This is a genomic window from Kitasatospora sp. NPDC048296, from assembly GCF_043201815.1.
Taxonomy (GTDB): Bacteria; Actinomycetota; Actinomycetes; order Streptomycetales; family Streptomycetaceae; genus Kitasatospora.
The window spans coordinates 50,504-71,336 of the sequence record NZ_JBICZB010000019.1; the positions used below are offsets into that span (position 1 = coordinate 50,504).

Annotated in this window: 21 protein-coding genes and 1 pseudogene; 11 read left to right on the forward strand and 11 right to left on the reverse strand. The window is 72.3% G+C overall.

Annotation, left to right across the window (positions count from 1 at the left end):
* Window positions 1-101 precede the first annotated feature (101 nt).
* Complete coding sequence (locus ACGF12_RS14365) at window positions 102-383, reverse strand: DUF6158 family protein (RefSeq protein WP_393028625.1); 282 nt, start codon at window positions 381-383, stop codon at window positions 102-104.
* 152 nt (window positions 384-535) lie between these two features.
* On the opposite strand from ACGF12_RS14365, the gene ACGF12_RS14370 reads away from it, so the two are divergent.
* From ACGF12_RS14370 to ACGF12_RS14380, 3 genes are read left to right on the forward strand one after another with little or no spacing between them, the layout of a single operon-like run.
* Window positions 536-1,129, forward strand: a complete 594-nt coding sequence (locus ACGF12_RS14370; protein ID WP_393028627.1) for an ArsR/SmtB family transcription factor — start codon at window positions 536-538, stop codon at window positions 1,127-1,129.
* On the forward strand, window positions 1,126-2,427 hold the full coding sequence (locus ACGF12_RS14375) for an MFS transporter (RefSeq protein ID WP_393028629.1): 1,302 nt from the start codon (window positions 1,126-1,128) through the stop codon (window positions 2,425-2,427). Before ACGF12_RS14370 ends, ACGF12_RS14375 begins: the two co-directional genes overlap by 4 nt.
* A 49-nt stretch (window positions 2,428-2,476) precedes the next feature.
* Complete coding sequence (locus tag ACGF12_RS14380; RefSeq protein WP_393028631.1) at window positions 2,477-3,475, forward strand: adenosine deaminase; 999 nt, start codon at window positions 2,477-2,479, stop codon at window positions 3,473-3,475.
* Window positions 3,476-3,545: 70 nt separating this feature from the next.
* Here the strand turns inward: ACGF12_RS14380 and ACGF12_RS14385 are convergent, their stop codons facing one another.
* The 4 genes from ACGF12_RS14385 to ACGF12_RS14400 all read right to left on the reverse strand — a co-directional run bounded on the left by ACGF12_RS14385 (window position 3,546) and on the right by ACGF12_RS14400 (window position 6,320).
* Window positions 3,546-4,166, reverse strand: coding sequence for a vitamin K epoxide reductase family protein (locus tag ACGF12_RS14385; protein ID WP_393028749.1), 621 nt, complete (start codon window positions 4,164-4,166; stop codon window positions 3,546-3,548).
* 23 nt (window positions 4,167-4,189) lie between these two features.
* The gene (locus ACGF12_RS14390; RefSeq protein ID WP_393028633.1) at window positions 4,190-4,984 is read right to left on the reverse strand and encodes a DsbA family protein; all 795 of its coding nucleotides are present in this window, start codon (window positions 4,982-4,984) and stop codon (window positions 4,190-4,192) included.
* Window positions 4,985-5,088: 104 nt separating this feature from the next.
* Window positions 5,089-5,748 carry a hypothetical protein gene (locus tag ACGF12_RS14395; protein WP_393028635.1) on the reverse strand — a complete coding sequence of 220 codons (660 nt, stop codon included), beginning with the start codon at window positions 5,746-5,748 and terminating at the stop codon, window positions 5,089-5,091.
* 98 nt (window positions 5,749-5,846) lie between these two features.
* Complete coding sequence (locus ACGF12_RS14400; RefSeq protein ID WP_393028637.1) at window positions 5,847-6,320, reverse strand: SRPBCC family protein; 474 nt, start codon at window positions 6,318-6,320, stop codon at window positions 5,847-5,849.
* A 231-nt stretch (window positions 6,321-6,551) separates the two neighbouring features.
* Between ACGF12_RS14400 and ACGF12_RS14405 the strand changes: the two genes are divergently transcribed.
* Window positions 6,552-7,421, forward strand: coding sequence for an Fpg/Nei family DNA glycosylase (locus ACGF12_RS14405; RefSeq protein ID WP_393028639.1), 870 nt, complete (start codon window positions 6,552-6,554; stop codon window positions 7,419-7,421).
* A gap of 75 nt (window positions 7,422-7,496) precedes the next feature.
* Here ACGF12_RS14405 and ACGF12_RS14410 read toward each other — a convergent pair whose 3' ends face one another.
* Together ACGF12_RS14410 and ACGF12_RS14415 are read right to left on the reverse strand one after the other, a co-directional pair.
* On the reverse strand, window positions 7,497-8,357 hold the full coding sequence (locus tag ACGF12_RS14410; protein WP_393028641.1) for an SAM-dependent methyltransferase: 861 nt from the start codon (window positions 8,355-8,357) through the stop codon (window positions 7,497-7,499).
* 338 nt (window positions 8,358-8,695) lie between these two features.
* Window positions 8,696-8,866: a hypothetical protein gene (locus tag ACGF12_RS14415; RefSeq protein WP_393028643.1), complete on the reverse strand. Its 171-nt coding sequence runs from the start codon at window positions 8,864-8,866 to the stop codon at window positions 8,696-8,698.
* A gap of 7 nt (window positions 8,867-8,873) precedes the next feature.
* Here ACGF12_RS14415 and ACGF12_RS14420 point away from each other — a divergent pair, with 7 nt between their 5' ends.
* The 5 genes from ACGF12_RS14420 (at window position 8,874) to ACGF12_RS14440 (ending at window position 13,989) form a co-directional block, all read left to right on the forward strand.
* Window positions 8,874-9,482 (forward strand): polysaccharide deacetylase family protein, encoded by a 609-nt coding sequence (locus ACGF12_RS14420; RefSeq protein ID WP_393028645.1) that lies wholly within the window; start codon window positions 8,874-8,876, stop codon window positions 9,480-9,482.
* A 188-nt stretch (window positions 9,483-9,670) separates the two neighbouring features.
* Window positions 9,671-9,997, forward strand: a complete 327-nt coding sequence (locus ACGF12_RS14425) for a hypothetical protein (RefSeq protein ID WP_393028647.1) — start codon at window positions 9,671-9,673, stop codon at window positions 9,995-9,997.
* A gap of 147 nt (window positions 9,998-10,144) precedes the next feature.
* Window positions 10,145-11,227 carry a class I SAM-dependent methyltransferase gene (locus ACGF12_RS14430; RefSeq protein WP_393028649.1) on the forward strand — a complete coding sequence of 361 codons (1,083 nt, stop codon included), beginning with the start codon at window positions 10,145-10,147 and terminating at the stop codon, window positions 11,225-11,227.
* A 152-nt stretch (window positions 11,228-11,379) separates the two neighbouring features.
* The gene (locus ACGF12_RS14435; protein ID WP_393028651.1) at window positions 11,380-12,252 is read left to right on the forward strand and encodes a sulfurtransferase; all 873 of its coding nucleotides are present in this window, start codon (window positions 11,380-11,382) and stop codon (window positions 12,250-12,252) included.
* 210 nt (window positions 12,253-12,462) lie between these two features.
* Window positions 12,463-13,989 carry a M1 family metallopeptidase gene (locus ACGF12_RS14440; protein WP_393028653.1) on the forward strand — a complete coding sequence of 509 codons (1,527 nt, stop codon included), beginning with the start codon at window positions 12,463-12,465 and terminating at the stop codon, window positions 13,987-13,989.
* Between the two features lie 64 nt (window positions 13,990-14,053).
* On the opposite strand, the gene ACGF12_RS14445 is transcribed toward ACGF12_RS14440, so the two are convergent.
* On the reverse strand, window positions 14,054-14,863 hold the full coding sequence (locus ACGF12_RS14445) for an aminoglycoside N(3)-acetyltransferase (RefSeq protein WP_393028655.1): 810 nt from the start codon (window positions 14,861-14,863) through the stop codon (window positions 14,054-14,056).
* Between the two features lie 236 nt (window positions 14,864-15,099).
* Here ACGF12_RS14445 and ACGF12_RS14450 point away from each other — a divergent pair, with 236 nt between their 5' ends.
* Window positions 15,100-16,413 (forward strand): MFS transporter, encoded by a 1,314-nt coding sequence (locus ACGF12_RS14450; RefSeq protein WP_393028657.1) that lies wholly within the window; start codon window positions 15,100-15,102, stop codon window positions 16,411-16,413.
* Between the two features lie 214 nt (window positions 16,414-16,627).
* Here ACGF12_RS14450 and ACGF12_RS14455 read toward each other — a convergent pair whose 3' ends face one another.
* The 3 genes from ACGF12_RS14455 to ACGF12_RS14465 are packed head-to-tail and all read right to left on the reverse strand — an operon-like array spanning window position 16,628 to window position 19,880.
* Complete coding sequence (locus ACGF12_RS14455) at window positions 16,628-17,920, reverse strand: MFS transporter (protein WP_393028659.1); 1,293 nt, start codon at window positions 17,918-17,920, stop codon at window positions 16,628-16,630.
* Complete coding sequence (locus ACGF12_RS14460) at window positions 17,917-18,888, reverse strand: LLM class flavin-dependent oxidoreductase (protein WP_393028661.1); 972 nt, start codon at window positions 18,886-18,888, stop codon at window positions 17,917-17,919. Before ACGF12_RS14460 ends, ACGF12_RS14455 begins: the two co-directional genes overlap by 4 nt.
* A complete protein-coding gene (locus tag ACGF12_RS14465) occupies window positions 18,885-19,880 on the reverse strand; it encodes an FkbO/Hyg5 family chorismatase (RefSeq protein ID WP_393028663.1) in 996 nt (331 codons plus the stop codon). The genes ACGF12_RS14460 and ACGF12_RS14465 overlap by 4 nt, the downstream gene beginning before the upstream one ends.
* Window positions 19,881-20,295: 415 nt before the next feature.
* On the opposite strand from ACGF12_RS14465, the pseudogene ACGF12_RS14470 reads away from it, so the two are divergent.
* Window positions 20,296-20,733 (forward strand): annotated as a pseudogene (locus tag ACGF12_RS14470) (MarR family winged helix-turn-helix transcriptional regulator); the annotation flags it as partial.
* Window positions 20,734-20,833 lie beyond the last annotated feature (100 nt).

Here is a 20,833-nt window from a genome sequence, read left to right on the forward strand (position 1 = left end):
GGTCCGGGTCCGGTGCGTCTGCCCTCACACCCTCCCCGACGGCCCGCCCCGGGCGCGCCACCGCCGCCCGGCGTGTCCCGCCGGGGGTGAGGGCCGGTCCGTCATTCCGGCAGTGACTCCACCCGGGCCGCCGCCTCCCGGGCCCGGGCTCCGGCCCTGGTCCGGGCCGCGGTCACCTGCCGGTTGGGAAAGCGGTGCAGGTACTCGGCCTCCAGCTCCCCGGTGCGCAGCGTGTGGCGCTTCAGCGCCTCTTCCGATCCGTAGAGGAAGGTCTCGTGGCGGGTGCGGTGCAGCTGCTCCAGCTCGTGCAGCAGGGTGTCGTTGCCCAGAGCGTGCGGGGAGATGCCCTCGGGCCGGATGTGCGGGTCGTTGGCGTGCCGCATCTCGGTACCTCCTCGGCGGAAGCCCCCTTTACCGGGTGCCCGGTGGCCCCTTCTCGTACACCCGTGCTGGTGAGTGGGATGTGCCGGCGAATTGCACAAGGGAAGTTGTAAAAGGGCTGTCGTACAAGAGCTCTTGTGGATATTCTCCAGCCATGGACGACACGACGGACCAACCGCGCGGCACCCGGGAGATCTCCGACTCCCGGGTGCTCGCCGCCCTCACCCACCCGCTGCGCCGCCGGCTGCTCGACCTGCTCAAGGTGCACGGCCCGGCCACCGTCGGGCAGCTCGCCGAGCGCACCGAACAGGCGGTCGGCAACGTCAGCCACCACCTGAAGGTGCTGGCCGAGAGCGGACTGATCGTGGAGGCGCCGGAACTCGCCCGGGACCGGCGCGAGCGCTGGTGGCGGCTCGCGGACAAGGACCTCAGCTGGGCCCGGGTCGACTTCGACGGCGATCCGGTCGCCGAGGCCGTCGCGGACGCGGCCGGGTCGATCCTGCTGGAACGCCAGGTCGAGCTGGTCCGCGAATGGGCCGTGCGGCGCGGCGGGTACGGGCCCGACTGGCGGGACGGTTGCTCGGTGGCCACCCAGGCCTGGCTGCGGCTCACCCCGGACGAGGCCCGGGAGCTGGCCGCCGACCTCCACGCGGTGATCCAGAAGTGGGCCGACCGGCCGGTGCCCCAGGACGGGCGGGAGCGCGAGACCGTCCTCGCCTTCTCCCACAGCGTCCCGGCCAAGCCGTGACCAGCACCCTCTCCCCGCCGTCCGAAAGCCCTCAGGTCCGTTCCCGCTGGGGCCTGTTCGCCCAGCGCGACTTCCGGCTGCTGTGGGCGGGGCAGACCGTCAGCCGGCTCGGCAGCAGCATCACCTCCATCGCGCTGCCGCTGGTCGCGGTGCTCACCCTGGGCGTCGGGCCGATCGCGGCCGGCCTGCTGACCGGCGCCGTCTGGCTGCCCTGGCTGCTGTTCGGCCTGCCCGCCGGGGTCTGGGTCGGCCGGGTGTCCCGGCGCGCTGTGATGATCGCCTGCAACCTCAGCTCGGCGGCGCTGTTCGCGAGCGTGCCGGTGGCGGGCTGGTTCGGGGTGCTCACCCTGGCCCAGCTGCTGGCCGTCGCCTTCCTGAGCGGGGTCGCCTCGGTGTTCTTCGACGCGGCCTTCCACGTCTACCTGCCCGAACTCGTCCCGGCCAAGGATCTGATCGAGGGCAACGCCAAGCTGGCGGGCAGCGCCTCGGCCGCCGAGGTCGCCGGCCGCGGACTGGCCGGCCTGACCGTCCAACTGCTCGGCGCGACGGCCGGGTTGCTCGCCGACGCGGTGAGCTTCCTGATCGCGACGGTGACCCTGCTGCGGATCCGGACCACGCCCCGGCCGGTCACGGCCGAGCCCGCCGGGGAGAGCCTGCCGCGACAGGTCCGGGAAGGCCTGGCCTTCCTGCTGCGCGACCCCTACCTTCGCTCCTTCACCCTCTACGGCGCGGCGGTGAACTTCGCCCTCATGGGCTACCAGTCGATCAGCGCGCTGTTCCTGGTCCGGGTGGCCGGGATCGCCCCCGGCTGGGTCGGCGGGCTCGCCTCGGCCGGCGCGGTCGGCGGAGTGCTCGGCGCGCTGGTGGCCCGGCCGCTCTGCAGGCGACTGGGCAGCGCGCGCGGGGTGCGGATCGTGCTGGTCACCGCCTCGCCGTTCGGTCTGCTGATGCCGCTGGCCGGCCCGGGCCTCGGCACGGTGCTCTACCTGGTCGGGCTGCTCTTCGTGGTCGCCGCGGTGGTGTTCGTCAACGTCGTGCTCGCCAGCTTCCGGCAGTCCTACACCCCGCCCGCGCTGCTCAGCCGGGTGAGCGCCACCTTGATGTTCGCCAACCACGCCACCATCCCGCTCGGCGCCCTGGCGGGCGGCGAACTGGGCGCGGTGATCGGGCTGCGCGCCACCATGTGGGTGATGACCGGCCTGATGGCGCTGTGCGGCGCGCTCCCGCTGCTGTCGCCGCTGCGCACCGTCCGGGAGCTGCCGACCACGCCCCCACAGCCGGGAGAGATCATAGGATGAATTCCTCCCTATCTTCGGGTTCGCCCCACTACCTCCGGACAGATCGCTGATGCCGCTTCCCAAGGCCGAACTCCACCTGCACATCGAAGGCACCCTGGAGCCCGAACTCGCCTTCGCCCTCGCCGAGCGCAACGCCGTCGCGCTCCCGTACACCGACACCGAGGAACTGCGGAAGGCGTACTCCTTCAGCGACCTGCAGTCCTTCCTGGACCTCTACTACGCGCTGATGGCCGTGCTGCGCACCGAGCAGGACTTCGCCGACCTCGCCGACGCGTACCTGGCCCGGGCCGCCGAGCAGGGCGTGCGGCACGCCGAGATCTTCTTCGACCCCCAGGCGCACACCGCCCGCGGGGTGCCGCTCGGCGTGGTGGTGGACGGGCTGACGCGGGCGCTGTCGCGCAGCGAGGAGCGGTACGGCATCAGCACCCAGCTCATCATGTGCTTCCTGCGCGACGAGTCCGCCGACTCGGCGCTGGAGACCTTCGAGGCCGCCCGCCCCTACTTCGACCGGATCTCGGGCATCGGCCTGGACTCGGCCGAGGTCGGCAACCCGCCGGCGAAGTTCCGCGAGGTCTACCGGCGGGCCGCCGAGGCCGGCCTGCGCCGCGTCGCCCACGCGGGCGAGGAGGGGCCGGCCTCGTACATCACCGAGGCGCTGGACGTCCTCGGCGTGGAGCGGATCGACCACGGCCTGCGCTGCCTGGAGGACGGCGAACTCGTCGCCCGCCTGGTCCGCGAGCAGATCCCGCTCACCCTCTGCCCGCTCTCCAACGTCCGCCTGCGCTGCGTCGACACCCTCGCCGACCACCCGCTGCGCGAGATGCTCGACGCCGGCCTGCTGGTCACCGTCAACTCCGACGACCCGGCCTACTTCGGCGGCTACGTCGAGGACAACTTCCGCGCCGTCCGCCAGGCCCTCGCCCTCGACCGGGAGACCCTGCGCCGGCTGGCCGCCAACTCCTTCCGCGCCTCCTTCATCGACGACCGGCGCCGGGCCGAACTCCTCGCCGAGGTCGAGAAGTTCACCTTCGCCCCGGTCGAGGGCTGACCAACCGGGCCGGGCGCGGCGGGGACCGCCGCCGCCCCCGGCCGTGGCAGGTGGGGGCGGCGGAGGGGGATCAGATCAGGGTGCTCCAGTAGTACCAGAACCGGTTGAGGACCAGCAGCGCGATCACCGCGTACCACAGGGCCGGGACGACCCAGTGGTAGCGCGCGGCCTCCCGCACGACCACCCGCGCCTTCGGGCCCACCGGGATCACCTCGCTGCGCAGGTTGTGCAGGGTGGTGTACCAGAACAGCGGGATCACCGCCGCCCACACCACCATGCAGTACGGGCAGAGCGCGCCGATCCGGTACAGCGCCTGGTACATCAGCCAGCTGACGAAGCCGATCCCGAAGACCGTCCCCGCTTGCAGGCCGAGCCAGAACCAGCGCCGGTACGCCGCCCCGGCGAGCAGCCCGGCGCCGACCGCGACGACGACCCCGAAGCCGACCAGGCCGATCAGCGAGTTGGGGAAGCCGAAGGCCTCCGCCTGGTCGCTGCGCATGATCGAGCCGCAGCTGATGATCGGATTGATGTTGCAGTTGGGGACGTACGACGGGTCCTGCAACAGCCGGATCTTGTCCAGGGTGAGGACCGTCGAGGCGACCAGGCCGACCAGGCCGCCGACCACCAGCAGCCAGGCCAGCGGACGGCTCGCGCCGTAGGCCCGCGCGCCGTAGGTCCGCGCGGCGTTCATCCGCGCGGCAGGGGCGGCGGCCGTCACCCGGTCACCTGCTTGATCATCGCGGTGAACTGCTCGGGGGAGGCGGCCTTGCCGCTGCTGAGGACGTCCAGCTTCTTGCCGTCCAGCTTGACGGTCGGGGTGCCGGTCACGTCGCTCTTGTCGAACTCCTCGTTGACCTTGGCCGCCCAGGGCGCGTAGGTGCCGTCCTGGACGGCTTTGACGAAGGCGTCGGTCTTCAGCCCGGGCACCTGGCCGGCCAGGTCGAGGAGGTGGTTGACGTCGCCGAAGGCGTCGCTGCGCTCGTCCGGCTGGTTGGCGTACAGCACGTCGTGGAACTGCTTGAACTTGTCCACGCCCTCGTTCAGCGCGGCGCCGGCCGCCGCCAGCGCGGTGCGCGAGCCCTTGCCGCCGAGGTTCTTGTCCAGGAACGTCGCCAGGTGGTACTCGATCTTGTACGTGCCGTTGTCGGCGAGCTGCTGGACGGTCTTGCCGGTGGTGGTCTCCAGCTGCTCGCAGAACGGGCAGCGGAAGTCCTCGTAGACCTCCAGGGTGTGCGGGGCGTCGGCCTTGCCGTAGGTGATCACGGTGCCGTTGTTGCCGGTCGCGTTGGCCGGGACGACCAGCGGGCCGTTCGCGGCGGCGTCCGAGGAGGAGCCGGAGGAGCCGCCGACGGCGAAGGCCACGCCCGCCGCGAGGGCGAGCACGGCGGCGCAGGCCGCGCCGACCACGACCCGGCGGCGCATGCGACCGGAGCGCTCGGCCTGGGCGCGGGCGGCGTGCATGCGCTCGGTGGCGGTGGTCTTCTTGTCGGTCTTACGGGTGTTGCTCATGGGGTGTCGTCCTGTGCTCTCGTGTGCTCTCGGGCATGCGCGGGCGCGGGCGCGACGGATCGGCGTCGCGCGGGGGAGCGAGGACCGGCCGAGCGAAGGGATGCTCAGGCGGCCAGGGCGAACACCGGCGGACCACGCCGGACGGCCGGACGGACGACCACGTCCTCGGCCGGGACCAGCACGCGGCTGGCCCGGGGGAACGGCACCCGCGCCACCGGGCGGGCCGGGACGGGCGCGGCGAGCAGCAGCAGCCAGCGGGCGGCGGCCGGAAGATGGCGCTGCAGGAACTCGCCCAGCATCCGGACCGCGCGGGCGAGCCCGGTCAGGGCGGCGTCCGCGCGGCGCAGCCAGAACACGCCGGCCAGCGCGATCACCGTGTGCAGGAGCAGGAGCAGCAGGACGCCGGTCTGCTGGGAGACGCCGTGGCCGAGCAGGAACCCGCCGAGCGAGCCGCCGCCGCACAGCAGCGGCTGGAAGCCGTGCGCGGCGCCGGGCGGCAGGGAGGGGCAGGTGCTCTGCGCGAGGTCGAACAGTGCGCTGACGCCCAGCTCCAGCGGCAGGAACACCGCCGCGATCGCCGGGTAGCCGCGCTCGCGGCCGGCCAGGGCGAAGGCCACGACGAACACGGCGACGGAGGCCAGCCCCATCGTGCCGACCGGCAGCGCCTGGCCGGTGACCAGCACCTGGCCCAGCCCGGCGAGCAGCACGACCAGCGCGGCGAAGACCGCCGCGCGGAGCGTCCTGGTGACCGGGCCGATGTCCATGGCATCCGAGTCTGCCACAGGTTGAAAGCGGAACGGTCGGCCGGACGGCGGGCTGTGAACAGCCTCACCGCCCGTCCTGAGCTGGGCTTATGTGTTTCTTACGGAGCGTCGTGGGAGTCCTTCCGGTGACCGTTGGCGGCACTCACCCGGGCCTCGACCAGCTCCCGGAAGTGCTCCAGGTCCTCGCGCACCGCCCGTTCGATCGCCCCGGCCTGAGCGAAGCCGCGCGGGCCGCCGAACTCCCGCTGCACCGCCTCCGGGTCGTACTCCACCCGGATCTGCAACCGGGTGTGCCGGGCGTCGAGCGGCAGCAGCGCGAAGGCGCCGCGCAGATGGGCGGAGTTCAGCGTCCGCCAGGACATCACCCGGCCCCGGCCGAGATCGGTGATCTCGGTGTCGACCGAGTGCTCGGTACCGCTGACCTGCACCCCGAGGTGCGCGAGGTTCCGGCCGTGCGGGTGCGCGCTGCGGACGCCGTCCACGAACTGCGGGTACTCGCGCACCCGGTGCAGCTGCTCCCAGGCGGCGAGGACGGGGGCGGCGATGTCGATCTGTTCCTCAAGAGTGCTCATGAGCCCTCCTCGCTGCGCTGGGTGGGCGCTCGGCACAACGCGCGCCCCTCGATGAATCTTCCCCGGCCCTCGGCCGGGAGGACGCCCATGCCGCGCTCCCTCATTGCGGGGCCTCCTCGGGTCCCAGCCTGCTCTTCGGGACGGGGGGAGGCAAAAGGGGGCCGGGTCAGGTGGTGGGGAGGGGCGGCCGACGCAGGAGCGGGGCGGCGCGGGGTGGGGGAGACTGGGCGCATGCCGGAGCTGCCCGAGGTGGAGGCGTTGAGCGCCTTCCTGTCCGAGCGGCTGACCGGGCGCGTGATCGCCCGGGTGCAGCCGGTGGCGATCAGCGCGCTGAAGACGTACGACCCACCGGTGACGGCCCTGGAGGGGCGGACGGTCGGGCCGGTGACCCGGCACGGCAAGTTCCTGGACATCGAGGTCGGCGGGTTGCACCTGGTCGTCCACCTGGCCCGGGCCGGCTGGCTGCGCTGGAAGGACAGCCTGCCCGCCGAGCCGCCGCGACCGGGCCCGCGGAACCCGCTCGCCCTGCGGGTGCGCCTGGAGGGCGAGGCCGGGGACGGCTTCGACCTCACCGAAGCCGGGACGAAGAAGGGGCTCGCCGTCTACGTGGTGAAGGACCCGGTCGAGGTACCGGGCGTGGCCGGGCTCGGCCCGGACCCGCTCGACCCCGGCTTCACCTTCGACGACTTCGCCGCCCTGATGCGGGGCGACCGCCGCCGGCTCAAGGGAGTGCTGCGCGACCAGAGCGTGCTGGCGGGCGTTGGCAACGCCTACTCGGACGAGGTGCTGCACGCGGCCCGGATGTCGCCGTACAAACTGGCCGCCGGCCTGACGGGGGAGGAGGCGGCGCGGCTGTACGAAGCGCTCGGCAGCACGCTGCGCGACGCGGTGGAGCGCTCGCGCGGGCTGGCGGCGGGGGAGCTGAAGGCGGAGAAGAAGCTCGGGCTGCGGGTGCACGGGCGGACCGGCCGGCCCTGCCCGGTCTGTGGGGACACCGTGCGGGAGGTGTCCTTCGCGGACTCCTCGCTGCAGTACTGCCCGACCTGCCAGACCGGGGGCAAGCCGCTGGCGGACCGGCGGCTGTCCCGGCTGCTGAAGTGACGCCCCGGGCGGGACGGCGCGCGGCCGTCCCGCCCGGGGGTGCTCAGTGCTTGATGGCGTCAGTGCTCGACGGCGTCAGCGCTTGACGGCGACGCCGCCCCAGTAGTACGCCGCCTTCGGGTCGGCCGGCGGCTCGCCGTCCGGGCGCCAGGCCAGGACCGGGGCGACGCCCGGCTCGACCAGCTCCCAGCCGTCGAAGAAGCGGAGCACGTCGTCGTAGCCGCGTGGCACCAGGGTCATCCCGCCGGCCCGGGCCGCCTCGGCGACCTTGCCGACCGCCTCCGGGTCGAAGTCCTGGGTGGGGGTGGTGAGGGCGAGACAGCTGCCGACGGGCAGGGCGTCGCGCAGCGCGGCGACCCGGCCCCACGGGTCGTCCTCGTCGGCGATCAGCATCAGGACGGCGATCATCAACAGGCCGACCGGCTGGGTGAGGTCCAGGGTGGAGGTGAGCGCCGGGTCGACGAACAGTTCCTCGGGCTTGCGCAGGTCGGCGTGGATGTAGGTGGTACGGCTGGCCGGGCTGGAGACCATCAGGGCGCGGGCGTGGGCGAGCACGATCGGGTCGTTGTCGACGTAGACCACCCGGGTGCCGGGGCTGACCGCCTCGGCGATCTCGTGGGTGTTCGGCGAGGTGGGGATTCCGGTGCCGAGGTCGAGGAACTGGCGGATGCCGTGTTCTCGGGCCAGGTAGCGGACCGCCCGGCCCTGGAAGGCGCGGTTGGCCTTGGCCATCTCCTTGACGCTCGGCACGGCCTCCTCGATGGCCTGCCCCATGGCGCGGTCCGGCGGGAAGTTGGTCTTGCCGCCCAGCCAGTAGTCGTACACGCGCGCTGAGTGCGGAGTGGTGGTGTCGACGCCGAAACGTTCCCACTGGCTCAGCTCGGCGGCGTCCTCGTCCTGCGGGCCCTGCTGGGGGAAGTCCTGACTTGTCGTCATGGCCACGTCCTCTGATGGCAGATCATCACACTGGGGAGCACAGCGTAGCGGCCTCGGCGGGAGGCCGGGCGTCCGGTCGGGGAAGAGCCGGGGAAGGGCCGGGTGTGCGGGGTGTGCGGCCGGTCGCCCTGGGCCGTCGGAGTGGTGATCGGGGCCGTCGGAGTTGCCCTTGGAGATCGGCGGTGACCGGCGGGGGAAGCATCCAGAATGCTGTCAGATCGTCAGATTAAAGCCTCGGTGACATCTCGGATCACCTCGCGTAGGTTGCTGCTGGTCGCCGCGGGGATGTCCCTGCTGGGCGCGGCCGGCGGTTGCAAGAGCCCCTGGAACGAGGGGGATCACGCCTCCTCGGCGGCCGGTCCGCAGACCCCGGCGGCGGGTGGGCCCGGCGCCCCGGCGCCCTCGGCCGTGCCGCTCGGGGCACCGTCGCCGTGGCCGTCCGTCTCGCCCGCCACGCCCTCACCGGTGCCACCCTCCGGTTCGGCCTCCGTGCCGGGTCTGGAGCCCATTCGCCGGGTGCTCACCGAAGCGGAGAGCAAGCCGGTGTACGAGCTGGACCCGGCGCAGCGGGTGGTGGCGCTCACCATTGACGACGGCCCGGACCCCCGGTACACGCCCGCCGTGCTGGACCTGCTGCAGCAGCACGGGATCCGCGCGACCTTCTTCCTGATCGGCGAGAACGTCGTCGAGCACCCGGGCCTGGTGAAGGAGATCGCGGACCGCGGCCATCACATCGCCAACCACACCTGGACCCATCCGGACCTGCGGCACATGTCCGAGGACAAGGTCCGGGACGAGCTGGAGCGCACCTCCGACCTGCTGCACCGGACCACCGGCCGGCAGCCCACCTGGTTCCGCGCGCCGGGCGGGGACTGGTCGCCGGTGTCGCTCAAGGTGAGCGCCGACCTCGGGATGCGGAACCTGGGCTGGTCGGTGGACCCGCGGGACTGGGCCCAGCCGGGCACCTCGGCGATCACCGACCGGATCCTCAAGGACGTCCGGCCCGGGTCGATCGTGCTCAACCACGACGGCGGCGGGGACCGCTCGCAGACGGTGGCGGCGCTGAGGCTGTACCTCCCGGCGCTGATCGACTCCGGGTACCTGTTCACGGCGCCGCCGAACTGACCTGCGGAATCCGGGAATCGGGCGTCTGATACGGGCAGGCATTGGTGGGCGCGGCGAGTAATGGCATTGCCCTTTAAACCACTCGAACGAGTGGATTGGGAGAACCGTTTCTGCGGATTTTTGGCCTCTAGGGTGATCTCGCACCAATTCCTTTGGTACCCCGGGTACCACCTGAAAGGCCCTCACTCATGCGTCTCCGCAATGCCGCGCTCGCCGTCGCCAGTGCCGTCGCACTCGTCATCGCCGTTCCGATGTCCGCCGACGCCGCCACCGGTGACTTCCTCTACAAGGTCGGTCCGGGCGTTCCGACCGGCCTCGCCGACCCGGAGAGCGGTAAGTGCGTCAACCTTCCGTTCACCACCGAGGAGGCGCCGGGCTTCGCTCCGGAGAACTTCACCACCTCCACGGCGACGGTGTTCCTGGACTTCGACTGCAACGGCGACACCTTCTACGTCATGAACCCCGGAAAGAAGCTCGGCGACCGGCTGAAGCTGCGCTCGGTGATCTTCTCCTGACCCATTGACGCTTCTCCGGTCCGGCCGGTCTCCGGCGACGTGCGGGGCAGTTCGGCGATCGCCTGGAACCGTCGGACTGCCCGCCCGGACCGCATGCGCGTAGCGTGACAGGGAGGGGGTCGCCGTCCCGGCTACGGAGGAGGAGCGATGTCCGTACGGGATCTGGATGTGGCGAAGCAGGAGGACTTCGCCGGGCGCGTGCTGGAGGTCCTGAACGACGCCTGCCTGGGACTCCTGACCAGCATCGGCCACCAGACCGGGCTCTTCGACCTGATGGCCGGGCTCGCGCCGTCGACCAGCGAGGAGATCGCCCGCGCCGCCGGGCTGAACGAGCGCTACGTGCGCGAGTGGCTGGGCGGCATGGTGGTCGCGGGGTTCGTCGAGTACGACCCGCGACAGCACACCTACACGCTGCCCCCCGAGCACGCGGCGTCACTGACCAGAGCGGCCGGCCCGGCGAACCTGGCGTGCATGATGCCGTTCCTCGCGATGATGGGCGAGGTCGAGCAGGAGCTGCTCGGCCACTTCCGCACCGGCGGCGGAATGCCGTACTCGGCCTACCCGCGCTTCCAGCAGCTGGAGGCCGAGGAGACCGCCCGGGTGTACGACCTGGCACTGGTGGACGCGATCGTGCCGATGGTGCCCGGGCTGACCGAGCGGCTGCGGGCCGGGATCGACGCGCTGGACGTCGGCACCGGGCAGGGGCACGCCGTCACCGTGCTCGCCAGGGCGTTCCCCGCGAGCCGGTTCACCGGGATCGACATCTCCGCCGAGGGCGTCGCCGCCGCCCGCGAAGCGGCGGCCGAACTCGGCCTCCACAACGCCTGGTTCGAGGTCGCCGACTGCGCCGAGCTGACCGGCAGGTACGACCTGGTCACCGCCTTCGATGTGATCCACGACCTGGCCCGGCCGACCCGCACCCTGGCCGCGATCGCGGGCGCGCTGCGGCCCGACGGCGTCTTCCTGATGGGCGACATCGACGCCAGCAGCAAGCTGGAGGAGAACATCGACCACCCGCTGGCGCCCGCGCTGTACACCTTCTCGACCTTCTTCTGCATGACGGTCTCGCTCGGTGACGACGGCGAGGGCCTCGGGACTGTCTGGGGCGAGCAGACGGCCCGGCGGATGCTGGCGGAGGCCGGGTTCCGGTTGGTGGACGTGAAACGCGTCGAGGGGGACGTGCTGAACCTGTACTACCTGGCCCGGCTGGACGGCGCGGCGGGCGGCTGACGGGACCGGTCCGGGCCGGAGTGGACCGGGCCGGAGGGCCGGCGTAGCTTCGAACTGTCCGGCCCGGTCGCCGGCGCCTCGCCGTGCCCAGCGCGGCCTGCCCCGCCCGTGGTCGGGCGCCGCAGCTTGGGCAGAGCGAAGGAGGGCCTGGGATGACCGGCAACGGCTACGCGCACCCCGAGGCGCTGGTGCACACCGAGTGGCTGGCCCACCACCTGGACGACGGGACGATCCGGGTCGTCGAGGTGGACGAGGACAGCACCGCCTACGACCGGGACCACATCCCCGGCGCGGTCGGCTGGAACTGGACCACCGACCTGCACAGCCAGGTCGGCCGCGACTACGTCGACCGCGAGGGCGTCCAGCGCCTGCTGCGGGCGGCCGGGGTGGAGGACGACACCACCGTGGTGCTGTACGGCGGCAACAACAACTGGTTCGCCGCCTACGCCTACTGGCTGCTGCGGCTGCGCGGCTTCGGGCCGGTGCGGCTGCTCGACGGCGGGCGCAAGAAGTGGGAGCTGGAGGGGCGGGAGCTCACCCGGGAAGTGATGGACTACCAGCACACCGGCTACCGGCTGACCGGGCCGGAGCGGCCCGAACTGCGGGCGCTGCGGGACGAGGTGCTGACCAAGGCCGAGGTGTTCGCCAAGCCCGGCGCGGACGCGGTGCTGGTGGACGTCCGCTCCCCGGCGGAGTTCCGGGGCGAGCTGATCGCGCCGCCGCACCTGCCGCAGGAGCAGGCCCAGGTGCCGGGGCACATCCCCGGGGCGGTCAACGTGCCCTGGTCGCAGGCGGCCAACGACGACGGGTCGTTCCGCTCGGCCGAGGAGCTGCGGGCGCTGTACGCGGGCAAGGGCGTGGAGGCGGAGCGCGAGGTGATCGCCTACTGCCGGATCGGCGAGCGGTCCGCGCACACCTGGTTCGCGCTCACCGAACTGCTGGGGTACCCGCACGTGAAGAACTACGACGGCTCGTGGACGGAGTACGGCTCGTTGGTCCGGGCGCCGGTGGTGCTGGGGGCGTAGCGGAACGCCCTCGGGGCGGGGCCGTCGGCGCGGCCGTTCGGGTCGCACGGCCGTGGGGCGTGGGTGACGGCCGGGACGGGTGACAGTACTGCGGCGGCGTCATTTCGGCGCGTTTCTTTTCATGAACATCTCACAATCAGGGAGTGGACCGAGGGCCACCGGGACAAGGATCGATCCGACCCATCGTTCCGGTGATCCTGGAGGACCACGTTGCGCAAGAGGCTGATCGTCTCTGCTGCCAGTGCCCTGAGCCTGTTCCTGGCCGTCCCCGCCTCGGCCGCCGACTTCCAACCCGGCGCGGCCGGGGTCGGCGACCCCTACTACCCGACCTACGGCAACGGCGGATACCGCGTCTCGCACTATGACATCCGGCTGAAGTACCAGCCCGCCACCGACGAACTGGAGGGCACCACCACCATCCTCGCCACGGCGACCCAGGACCTGTCCCGGTTCAACCTCGACTTCGCGCTGAACGTCTCGGAGGTCCGGGTCAACGGGCGGCCCGCGACCTTCGCCACCAGCGGCGAGCAGGAGCTGGAGATCACCCCGGCCCGGCCGCTGGCCAAGGGCAGCCAGGCCACCGTGGTGGTCCGCTACAAGGGCGTGCCGTCCACCGTGAAGAGGTACGGCTTCACCGCCTGGCTGCGCACGCCGGACGGCGCGGTGGCGGCGGGCGAGCCCGAGTCGGCCTGGTGGTGGTTCCCGAGCAACGACCACCCGAGCGACAAGGCCACCTTCGACGTCTCGGTGCAGGTGCCGGACGGCAACCAGGTGATCAGCAACGGCATCCTGACCGGCACCACCTCGCAGGCCGGCTGGACCCGCTACAGCTGGCGTGAGAACAAGCCCCAGGCGACTTATCTGGCCACGCTCGCGGTCGGCAAGTTCGACATCAGCACGGACACCACACCGAGCGGGCTGCCGGTCTACAACGCGTACAGCAAGGACCTCGGGGACAACGGGGACGCGGCCCGGGCCAGTGTCGAGCGCACCGGCGAGCTGGTGGACTGGCTGAGCGGCATCTTCGGCGACTACCCGTTCAGCTCGGTCGGCGGCTACGTTCCCAACGTCCCGACCGGCTTCGCCCTGGAGACCCAGACCCGGGTCTTCTACAGCCCCCGGCAGTTCGCCAAGGGCGCCAACACCTCGGTGGTCGTGCACGAGCTGGCCCACCAGTGGTACGGCGACAGCGTCTCGCTCTCGCGCTGGAGCGACATCTGGCTGAACGAGGGCTTCGCCCGGTACGCGCAGTTCCTCTGGTCCGAGCACGAGGACGAGGGCACCGCGCAGGAGCTGGCCGACTACGTCTACGCCTCGCACCCGGCCGACGACCCGTTCTGGACCGTCAAGCCGGGCGACCCGGGCGCGGAGAACCAGTTCGCGAGCGCCGTGTACGACCGGGGCGCGGTGGCCATCCAGGCGCTGCGCAACGCCGTCGGGGACGAGAAGTTCTTCCAGATCCTCAAGGGCTGGCCCACCGAGCGGCGCTACGGCAACGCGACCATCCCGGAGTTCCAGGCGTACGCGGAGAAGGTCGCCGGGAAGAAGCTCGGCGACCTCTTCAACACCTGGCTGTTCACCGCCGCCAAGCCCGCCGTCGGGCCGGTGCGGGCGGGCACCCCGGCCGCGGCCTCGCTGGCGCCGAGCGCGGACCGGGGTGACGGGCAGCTGCCGGTGGAGCCGAAGTCCTGGAAGAAGATCCAGGACACCAACTCGCTGCACGACGAGCAGCACTGACGCCGAGCCGCGTGGCTGGGTGACGGACACGGCCCGGCCGCTCACGGAAACGTGAGTGGCCGGGCTACGCCGCTCCGGGGCCGTCCGCCGCCAGGAGTTCGGTGAGGCGGCGGACGGCGAAGGGTATGAGCTCGCGGACCGGGACGAGACGGCAGGGCGCGTTGCCGACCAGCACCTCGCGGATGCCGGCCTGCTCCTCGAACTCCCGCCCCACGACCGGGAAGTGGGTGTCGTTGTCGTTGCCGACGTCGAGCGTCTCGATCCAGACCCGCTCGCCCTGGATCGCCATCGGGAAGCGGCGCAGCTTGAGCCGGCGGTTGGGGACAAAGGTCTCGGCGTAGTGCAGGAAGGTGTTGCGGTTGTGCCCGACGCCGATCAGCAGCACGTACCCGCCGAGGTCGTGCAGGGCGCCGAAGGGCGACTCCCGGCCGACGGCGAAGCCGAGTGAGCGGCGGGCGGTGACCTCCCGGGCGTGGGCGCCGACGGCGGCGACCGAGGCTTGCGGGTGGGTGCTGCGGAGGCTCTCCGGCAGGGCGCGCAGCGCCTCGGCCACCGCGCCCATCCGGGAGGGCAGGTCGGGGTGGAACAGCGGGACGGCGGCGCGGAGTTCGGCGACCTCGGGGGTGGGCACGCCGGTCTGCTCCGGCGCCGGGTCGCAGACCGTGCCGGTGGTGAAGGCGGGCGCCGCGACGGTGCCGCCCGGCCCGACCGCCTCGCGCAGGCTGGCCACCACGGCCTGCGCGCCGCCCTCGACCCGGCCGAGGCTGGAGAGCGAGGAGTGCACGATCAGCGCCATGCCCTCGCGGACGCCGACCCGGCGCCAGCCGTCCACGAGTTCGGCGGTGGTGAGTGGGCTGCTGCCCGGTGTGGTCATGGCGTTGCCCCCCTGGTGATGGTGTGTCAGGGGTGACCGTAGCGGGCGGCACTGACAATCGGTCGACGGAGGAGGTGTCGCCGGGGGCGAGGGCGCCCGCCTGGCCGGGTCGGACCGGGGCGCACTGTCCGCCGGTCGCCGAAGGCTCCGCCGGTCGCCGGGGGTTCCCCATGTCTCTCGATATGAAGTATCTTGACGTCGAGATTGATGGTGATCGTGAAACGGGGGACCTGCGCATGCGGGGGAACGGACTGTTGGCGCAGCTGCGGCGGCCGCCGGGTGGGCGGGACGCGCGGATCATGCTGCTGGCGGAGGGCGTGGACCGGACCGGGACCGGAGTCTGGGCGGCGGCCTCGGTGCTGTACTTCACCTACGTCTGCGGGATGGACGCGGGCCGGCTCGGGCTGCTGCTCGGGGTCGGCGCGGTGGCGGGGATCGCCGGGTCGCCGCTGGCCGGCCGGGCGGCCGAGCGGCTGCCGGTGCGCGGGCTGCTGATCGGATGCCACCTGCTGCGGCTGGGGACGATGGGCCTGCTGCTGGTGGTCGACCACTACGCCGCGCTGCTGGTGGTCGTCGCCCTGACCTGCCTGGCCGAACGGGGCGCCAAGACCCTGGAGATGCTCTTCGCCACCCGGGTCGCGGGTGAGCGGCGCAGCACGTACCAGGCGCTGTTCCGCAGCGTGGCCAACGCCGGGTACGCGGTCGGCGCGGGCATCGCGGCGATCGGCCTGGCGGTGGGCACCACGACCGCCTACCGCGCGCTGATCGTGGCCAACGCGCTCTCGTACGTCCTGGCCGCGGCGATGATCTGGCGCACCGAGGAGCCGGGCGGGCGGGGGCTGGTGACGGCTGCCGCCGGGTCGGTGGACGGAGCGGCTGCCGGATCGACGGCCGGTGGGCCGTCGGCGGGCGAGCCGTCCGCCGCGCCGAGCCCCTGGCGGGACCGCGGCTACCTGCTGTTCGTCCTGCTGGACCTGCCGATGTGCCTGGACGACACGATCCTCAACGTCGGCCTGCCGCTCTGGCTCATCCACCACACCGACGCCCCGCACGCCGTCGTCCCGGTCTTCCTGACCCTCAACACCGTGCTCGTGGTGCTGCTGCAGATGCGCGTCTCCGCCTGGGCCGAGCGCCCGCGCGGGGCGACCACGGCGGTGGGCTGGTACGGGGTTCTGCTGCTCGCGACCTGCGTGCTGATCGCGCTCTCGACCGGTGGCGGCCCCTGGACCGCCACGATCGCCCTGCTGGCCGCCGCGGCGCTGGTCACACTGGCGGAGCTGATGCGCTCGGTCAGCTCCTGGGAGCTGGCGGTCAGCCTGGCGCCGCCGCGCGCCCGGGCGTCGTACCTGGGGGTGGCGGGGATGTCCCAGTCGGTGCAGAGGTCGGTGGGCCCGATGCTGCTGACCGGCGCGGTGATGGTGGCCGGCCCGATCGGCTGGCTGGCTCTGGGAGTCGCCTCCACCGGCCTGAGTGTGGTCCAGCGTCGGGCGAGCCTGCGACGGCTGGCGGCGGTGGCGGCGCCGGAACGGGTCCCGGTGGGCGTGGGGTGACCCGGCTCGATGCCCGGCGTTCGACGCCGGGGCGCTGACGTCCGGCCTCGCGGCGTCGCCGGCGCCTCGTCGTCGGACCGCCGGGGCCGGCCCCTCGGACGACGGCGGGCGCCGTTCGCGGGGCCGGCGCCGCCGCCGTCGACCTGCTCGGTCGGCTGCCCCCGGTGGGGACGCGCCGTCGTGGGAGGTGTGTCGGGTCGGGCCCGGGTGGTGGTCATCTCCCGGAGTGGGAAGGGCGGTTGGGCGTGAGCCGGGCCGAGCCGGCGGCGGTGGCCGCCGTCGGTGGGGCGTCCGCGGTGTCCCCGGTGGGCCGGGGTGTCCGCACGCGGGCCGAGTTCACCAGCAGCGATCCACCGAGCGCCGCGGCGCCGGTGAGGGCCGCGAACACCGTGGAGGAGGTGGCGATTCCGGCGGCGTCGCTCAGGTAGCCGGTGAGGATGGGCAGGATGCCGGCGAACAGGTAGCCGCCCGCGCTGAGCGCCGCGTTGGCCTCGGCGAGGCGGGTGGGGGTGACCTCGGTTCCCAGGCGGGAGAAGCCGCCGTACTGGCCCATGCCCTGGCCGATGCCCGCGAGGATCGCCGCGACGGACAGCAGGGCGAGGGAGTGGGTGCGGACGGCGGTGGCGGTGGCGAGCATGGCGATCCCGGTGGCGACGCCCGCGATGGTGAGGATGCGCCCGAGCGGCAGCTTCTTGATCGCGAACTGGATGCCGGTGGACGCTCCGAACATCATGAAGCCGATCCCGCCCGTCACCAGGCGGTTGCCGGTGTGCAGGAGTGAGCTGAGCAGGATCGGTCCCAGGGCGAGCAGGAGGGACGTGCCCGTCATGCCGGGGATGTAGGCCATCAGGCTGGTGGCCAGGCCGCGGCGGTTGACGCGGGGGACCGACGGCAGGCGCAGCCAGCCCGCGGTGGGCGCCTCCCGGGAGGCCGGCGCGGGTGGCAGGTGGAGGGTGTGGACGACCGCCAGGGCGGTCAGGAGCAGGACGCCTTCGAGCACGAACACGGCCACCGTGGGGGCCGCCCAGTACTGGGAGACGCTGCCGCCGAGCAGGGGGCCGGTCGCCAGGCCGGTGCCGATGGCCACCGACCCGGCGAGGACCGCCTGCGGGCGCCGATCGGGCCCTCCGACGTGGGCGACCGCCGCCGTCCCGGCCGAGAGCGCCGCGCCGACTGCCACACCGGTGAGCAGTCGCGCGACGATCAGGGTGAGGACGTGGGTGGCCGTCATGAACAGGGCGCAGGACGTCAGGCCGGCGGCCAGGGCGGGGACCAGGACGCGGCGGGTGCCGTACCGGTCGGCCAGGGCCCCGGTGAAGGGCAGGGCGAGGAGCAGGCCGCCGATGTAGGCGGCGAAGATGACGGTCTCGGTGCCGGTGGAGAAGCCGATGCGTTCCTGCCAGAGGCCGAGCAGCGGGGTGGGGATGTTGGAGAGCATGAACACGGCGGTGATCGGCCAGGCCGCCGCCCACACCGCCCAGGCCGGCGCCTGCGTTTCGCGGTTCACAGGCCGCGGAGGATCGGGAGCAGTTCCTGCGCGGTCCGCTGGACCGCGGTGCGGTAGCCGGCCTCCGTCAGCTCGTCGGTGGGAAGGCGCAGGATCAGGTGGCGGGCGCCGTTCTTGATGTACCGGTTGAGCCAGTCGGCGACCTCCTGCGGGGTTCCGCCGAAGATCCCCTGGGTGGTGCGCATGGTGGTGAGGGGGAGGCCGTAGTAGGCGTCGAAGTAGGACCACAGGGTGTCCTCGGCCCGCTGGCGGTCGCGGTTGACCGCGACGGAGAGGTAGACGGCGCCGGTGACGGCGTCGGCGGGGCGGCCCGCCTCCTGGCGGGCGGCGTCGACCTGGTCCCAGCCTTCGCCGTACTTCTCGGGGGTGGTGGAGGTGGGCATCCAGCCGTCGAAGTGCTGGCCCGCCCGCCGCAGCATCTTGGGCCCGGAGTGGGCGATCCACAGCGGGGGGCCCTGCGGCTGGTGCGGCAGGGGCAGCAGGGCCGCGTCCTGGAGCCGGTAGTGCTGTCCCTCGTACGAGACGGGCTCGCCGCGGGCGGCCCACAGGGCCTGGCAGATCTCGACGGTCTCCCGCATCCGTCCGAAGCGGGTGGTGAAGTCCAGCCCGTAGTTGGCGAATTCGCGTTCCGTCGCGGGGGAGGCGAAGCCGGATCCGATGCCGGCGATGAGCCGGCCGCCGGAGATCCGGTCGAGGCAGGCCAGTTCGTGCGCCAGGTGGACGGGAGGGCGCAGCGGCATGAGGACGGCGGTGCCCAGCTGGAGGCGTTCGGTGGCGGTGGCGGCCGCGGCGAGGGCGAGCAGCGGGTTCATCCGCGAGCGGGCGAGGGGGGATTCGCCGGCCCAGATGGAGTCGAAGCCGGACTCCTCGGCCAGGGCGGCGATGGAGGCGAGGTTGGCGGGGTAGGGGCCCTCGTCGATGACGCATTCGCGTCCGGGGAGGACGATGCCCACCTTGAGGTCGGTCACAGGTCCCACCCCCGAGCGGGGACGAGGCCCTCGATCTCGACGAGGAGGTCGTCGCGGCAGACCGCGACGTTGAGGTACTTCACCTCAACACCAAGACCAAGCTTCTCCTCACAGACCGCGCGTACCGCCGGAATATCGCCCTCATGTCGTACGTATGCCTTGATCATTCGGAGGTCTTTCAGGTCGTGGCCCGCGTCGATGCCCTGGGGGGCGAGGTTCTCGCGGGAGATCAGGTGGGCGATGTTGTCGAGGGTTTCCCGGGTCTGGGCCCGCACGTCGCCGTGGTGGACGGTCTCGTGGCCGAGGATGGACGCGGTGCCGGAGACGTAGAGCGTGCCGTCCAGGACGGTGGCCCGGGCGAAGCTCGGCGACTTGGGGCCGTACTGGTCGGGGTAGTGGTAGGCGGACGTCTGCCGGCCGTTCTCTATGTGCCGGGGCACTCCTCTTCTCGTCGCCAGCAGGAAGAAGGCGATGCCGCGGCCCTGGGTGCCGATTCCGGTGGCGGCGGGGAGCTGGGCGGTGCTGTCCCCCATGTAGGTGTGGAACGCCTGGGCGCGGCCCTGGACGAAGTCCTGGTAGACCTCCATGCCCTCGGCGTTGGTGCCGACGATGTTGCCGACGAAGTTCCACATCCGGAAGATGTGGCCGTAGTCGAGGTGGTTGACCAGGGCGAAGGCCTTCTCGTAGATGTCGCGCACCGGGGGTGTGTAGACGTCCTGTTCCGGGAGGAGCCCGGCGACGAAGAGGTGGCGGCCGTCGTGGGCGTAGGCGTTGTCCTCGCGCAGGACCCAGCGCGGCCGGTCCGCCACGGTCCACACCTCGCGGAAGGCGTCGCCACCGGTGACGGCCATCGGAATGGTCAGGTCGGGGTGGCCGTGCTGGAAGCGGCTGAGGCCGGCGGTGTCGCCGTAGGTCACCGTGGCCAGGACGTGGCGGTCCCGCTCCGGGCGGGGTGACTGCGCGACGGGGGTGAAGTGAGCGCGGATGCTCATCTCAGCGGTCTCCTTCGATGCCGCACGCGGTGCCGTAGCCGGCCTGGTCGGCCTGCGTGCAGGAGGGGTGGACGTAGTCGGGCCGGATCTGGATCTTCACCGGATCTCTCATCGCAGACGGCCTTTCCGGCCGGTCAAGGGCTCGTGGAGCGGCACTCGGTGCCTTCGATCGGAGCGTGCGTCACCTTGAGCGGCCATGTGGTGGGGTCGGTGGAGAGGATGGAGCACGACCTGGTGCAGCGAAGCCGTGGTCGCCCGGATCTTGCGGGCGGGTGTACACAAGACGTCTAAAATGTTGCTTGTACGTGCAATCAAGTACCGCCAGCGAGTCCCTGAAAACGCAAACTCGGGGCGCCAGGATCTTGCATGCGCATGTACTCTGCTGTCAAGCAACACCTTTGCAAGGGAGGCACTTATGGCAACTTCATCCCACGCGCCCCTGCGCACCTCCGATCAGGCCGCATGGAACCGGGTGCTCGCGCTCCATGCGTACGTGGAGCGCGAACTGGCCCTGGCCCTGCAGCGGCGGCACGGGATCGGACTGTCGGAGTACCGCTCACTGGAGCACCTGCACCACTCCAAGACGAGCGAACTGCGCATGCAGGACCTGGCCGACAAGGTCGGTCTGGGGCAGTCGTCGGTGACGCGCCTGGTGGGCCGCCTCGAAACGGCCGGCTTCGCCTTCAAGGACCTGTGTCCGTCGGACAAGCGCGGCGTCTACGCGGTCATCACGGACGAGGGGCGCCAGCGCTACCAGGCCGCGCGCGCCACCTACGCGGAGGTCCTGTCGTCCGCGCTGAACACCTTCACTGCCGACCCCGAGCTGGGCCCCACGGTCCAGGCCCTCCGCGCGACCCCCGGCAGAAACCCCACGGCCCCCGCGGGGCGGGGGTGTGATTTGGCCGGGCTGGCGCATGGGCGGGCGCCGGCCGCCCGCCCAACCACCACCCCCC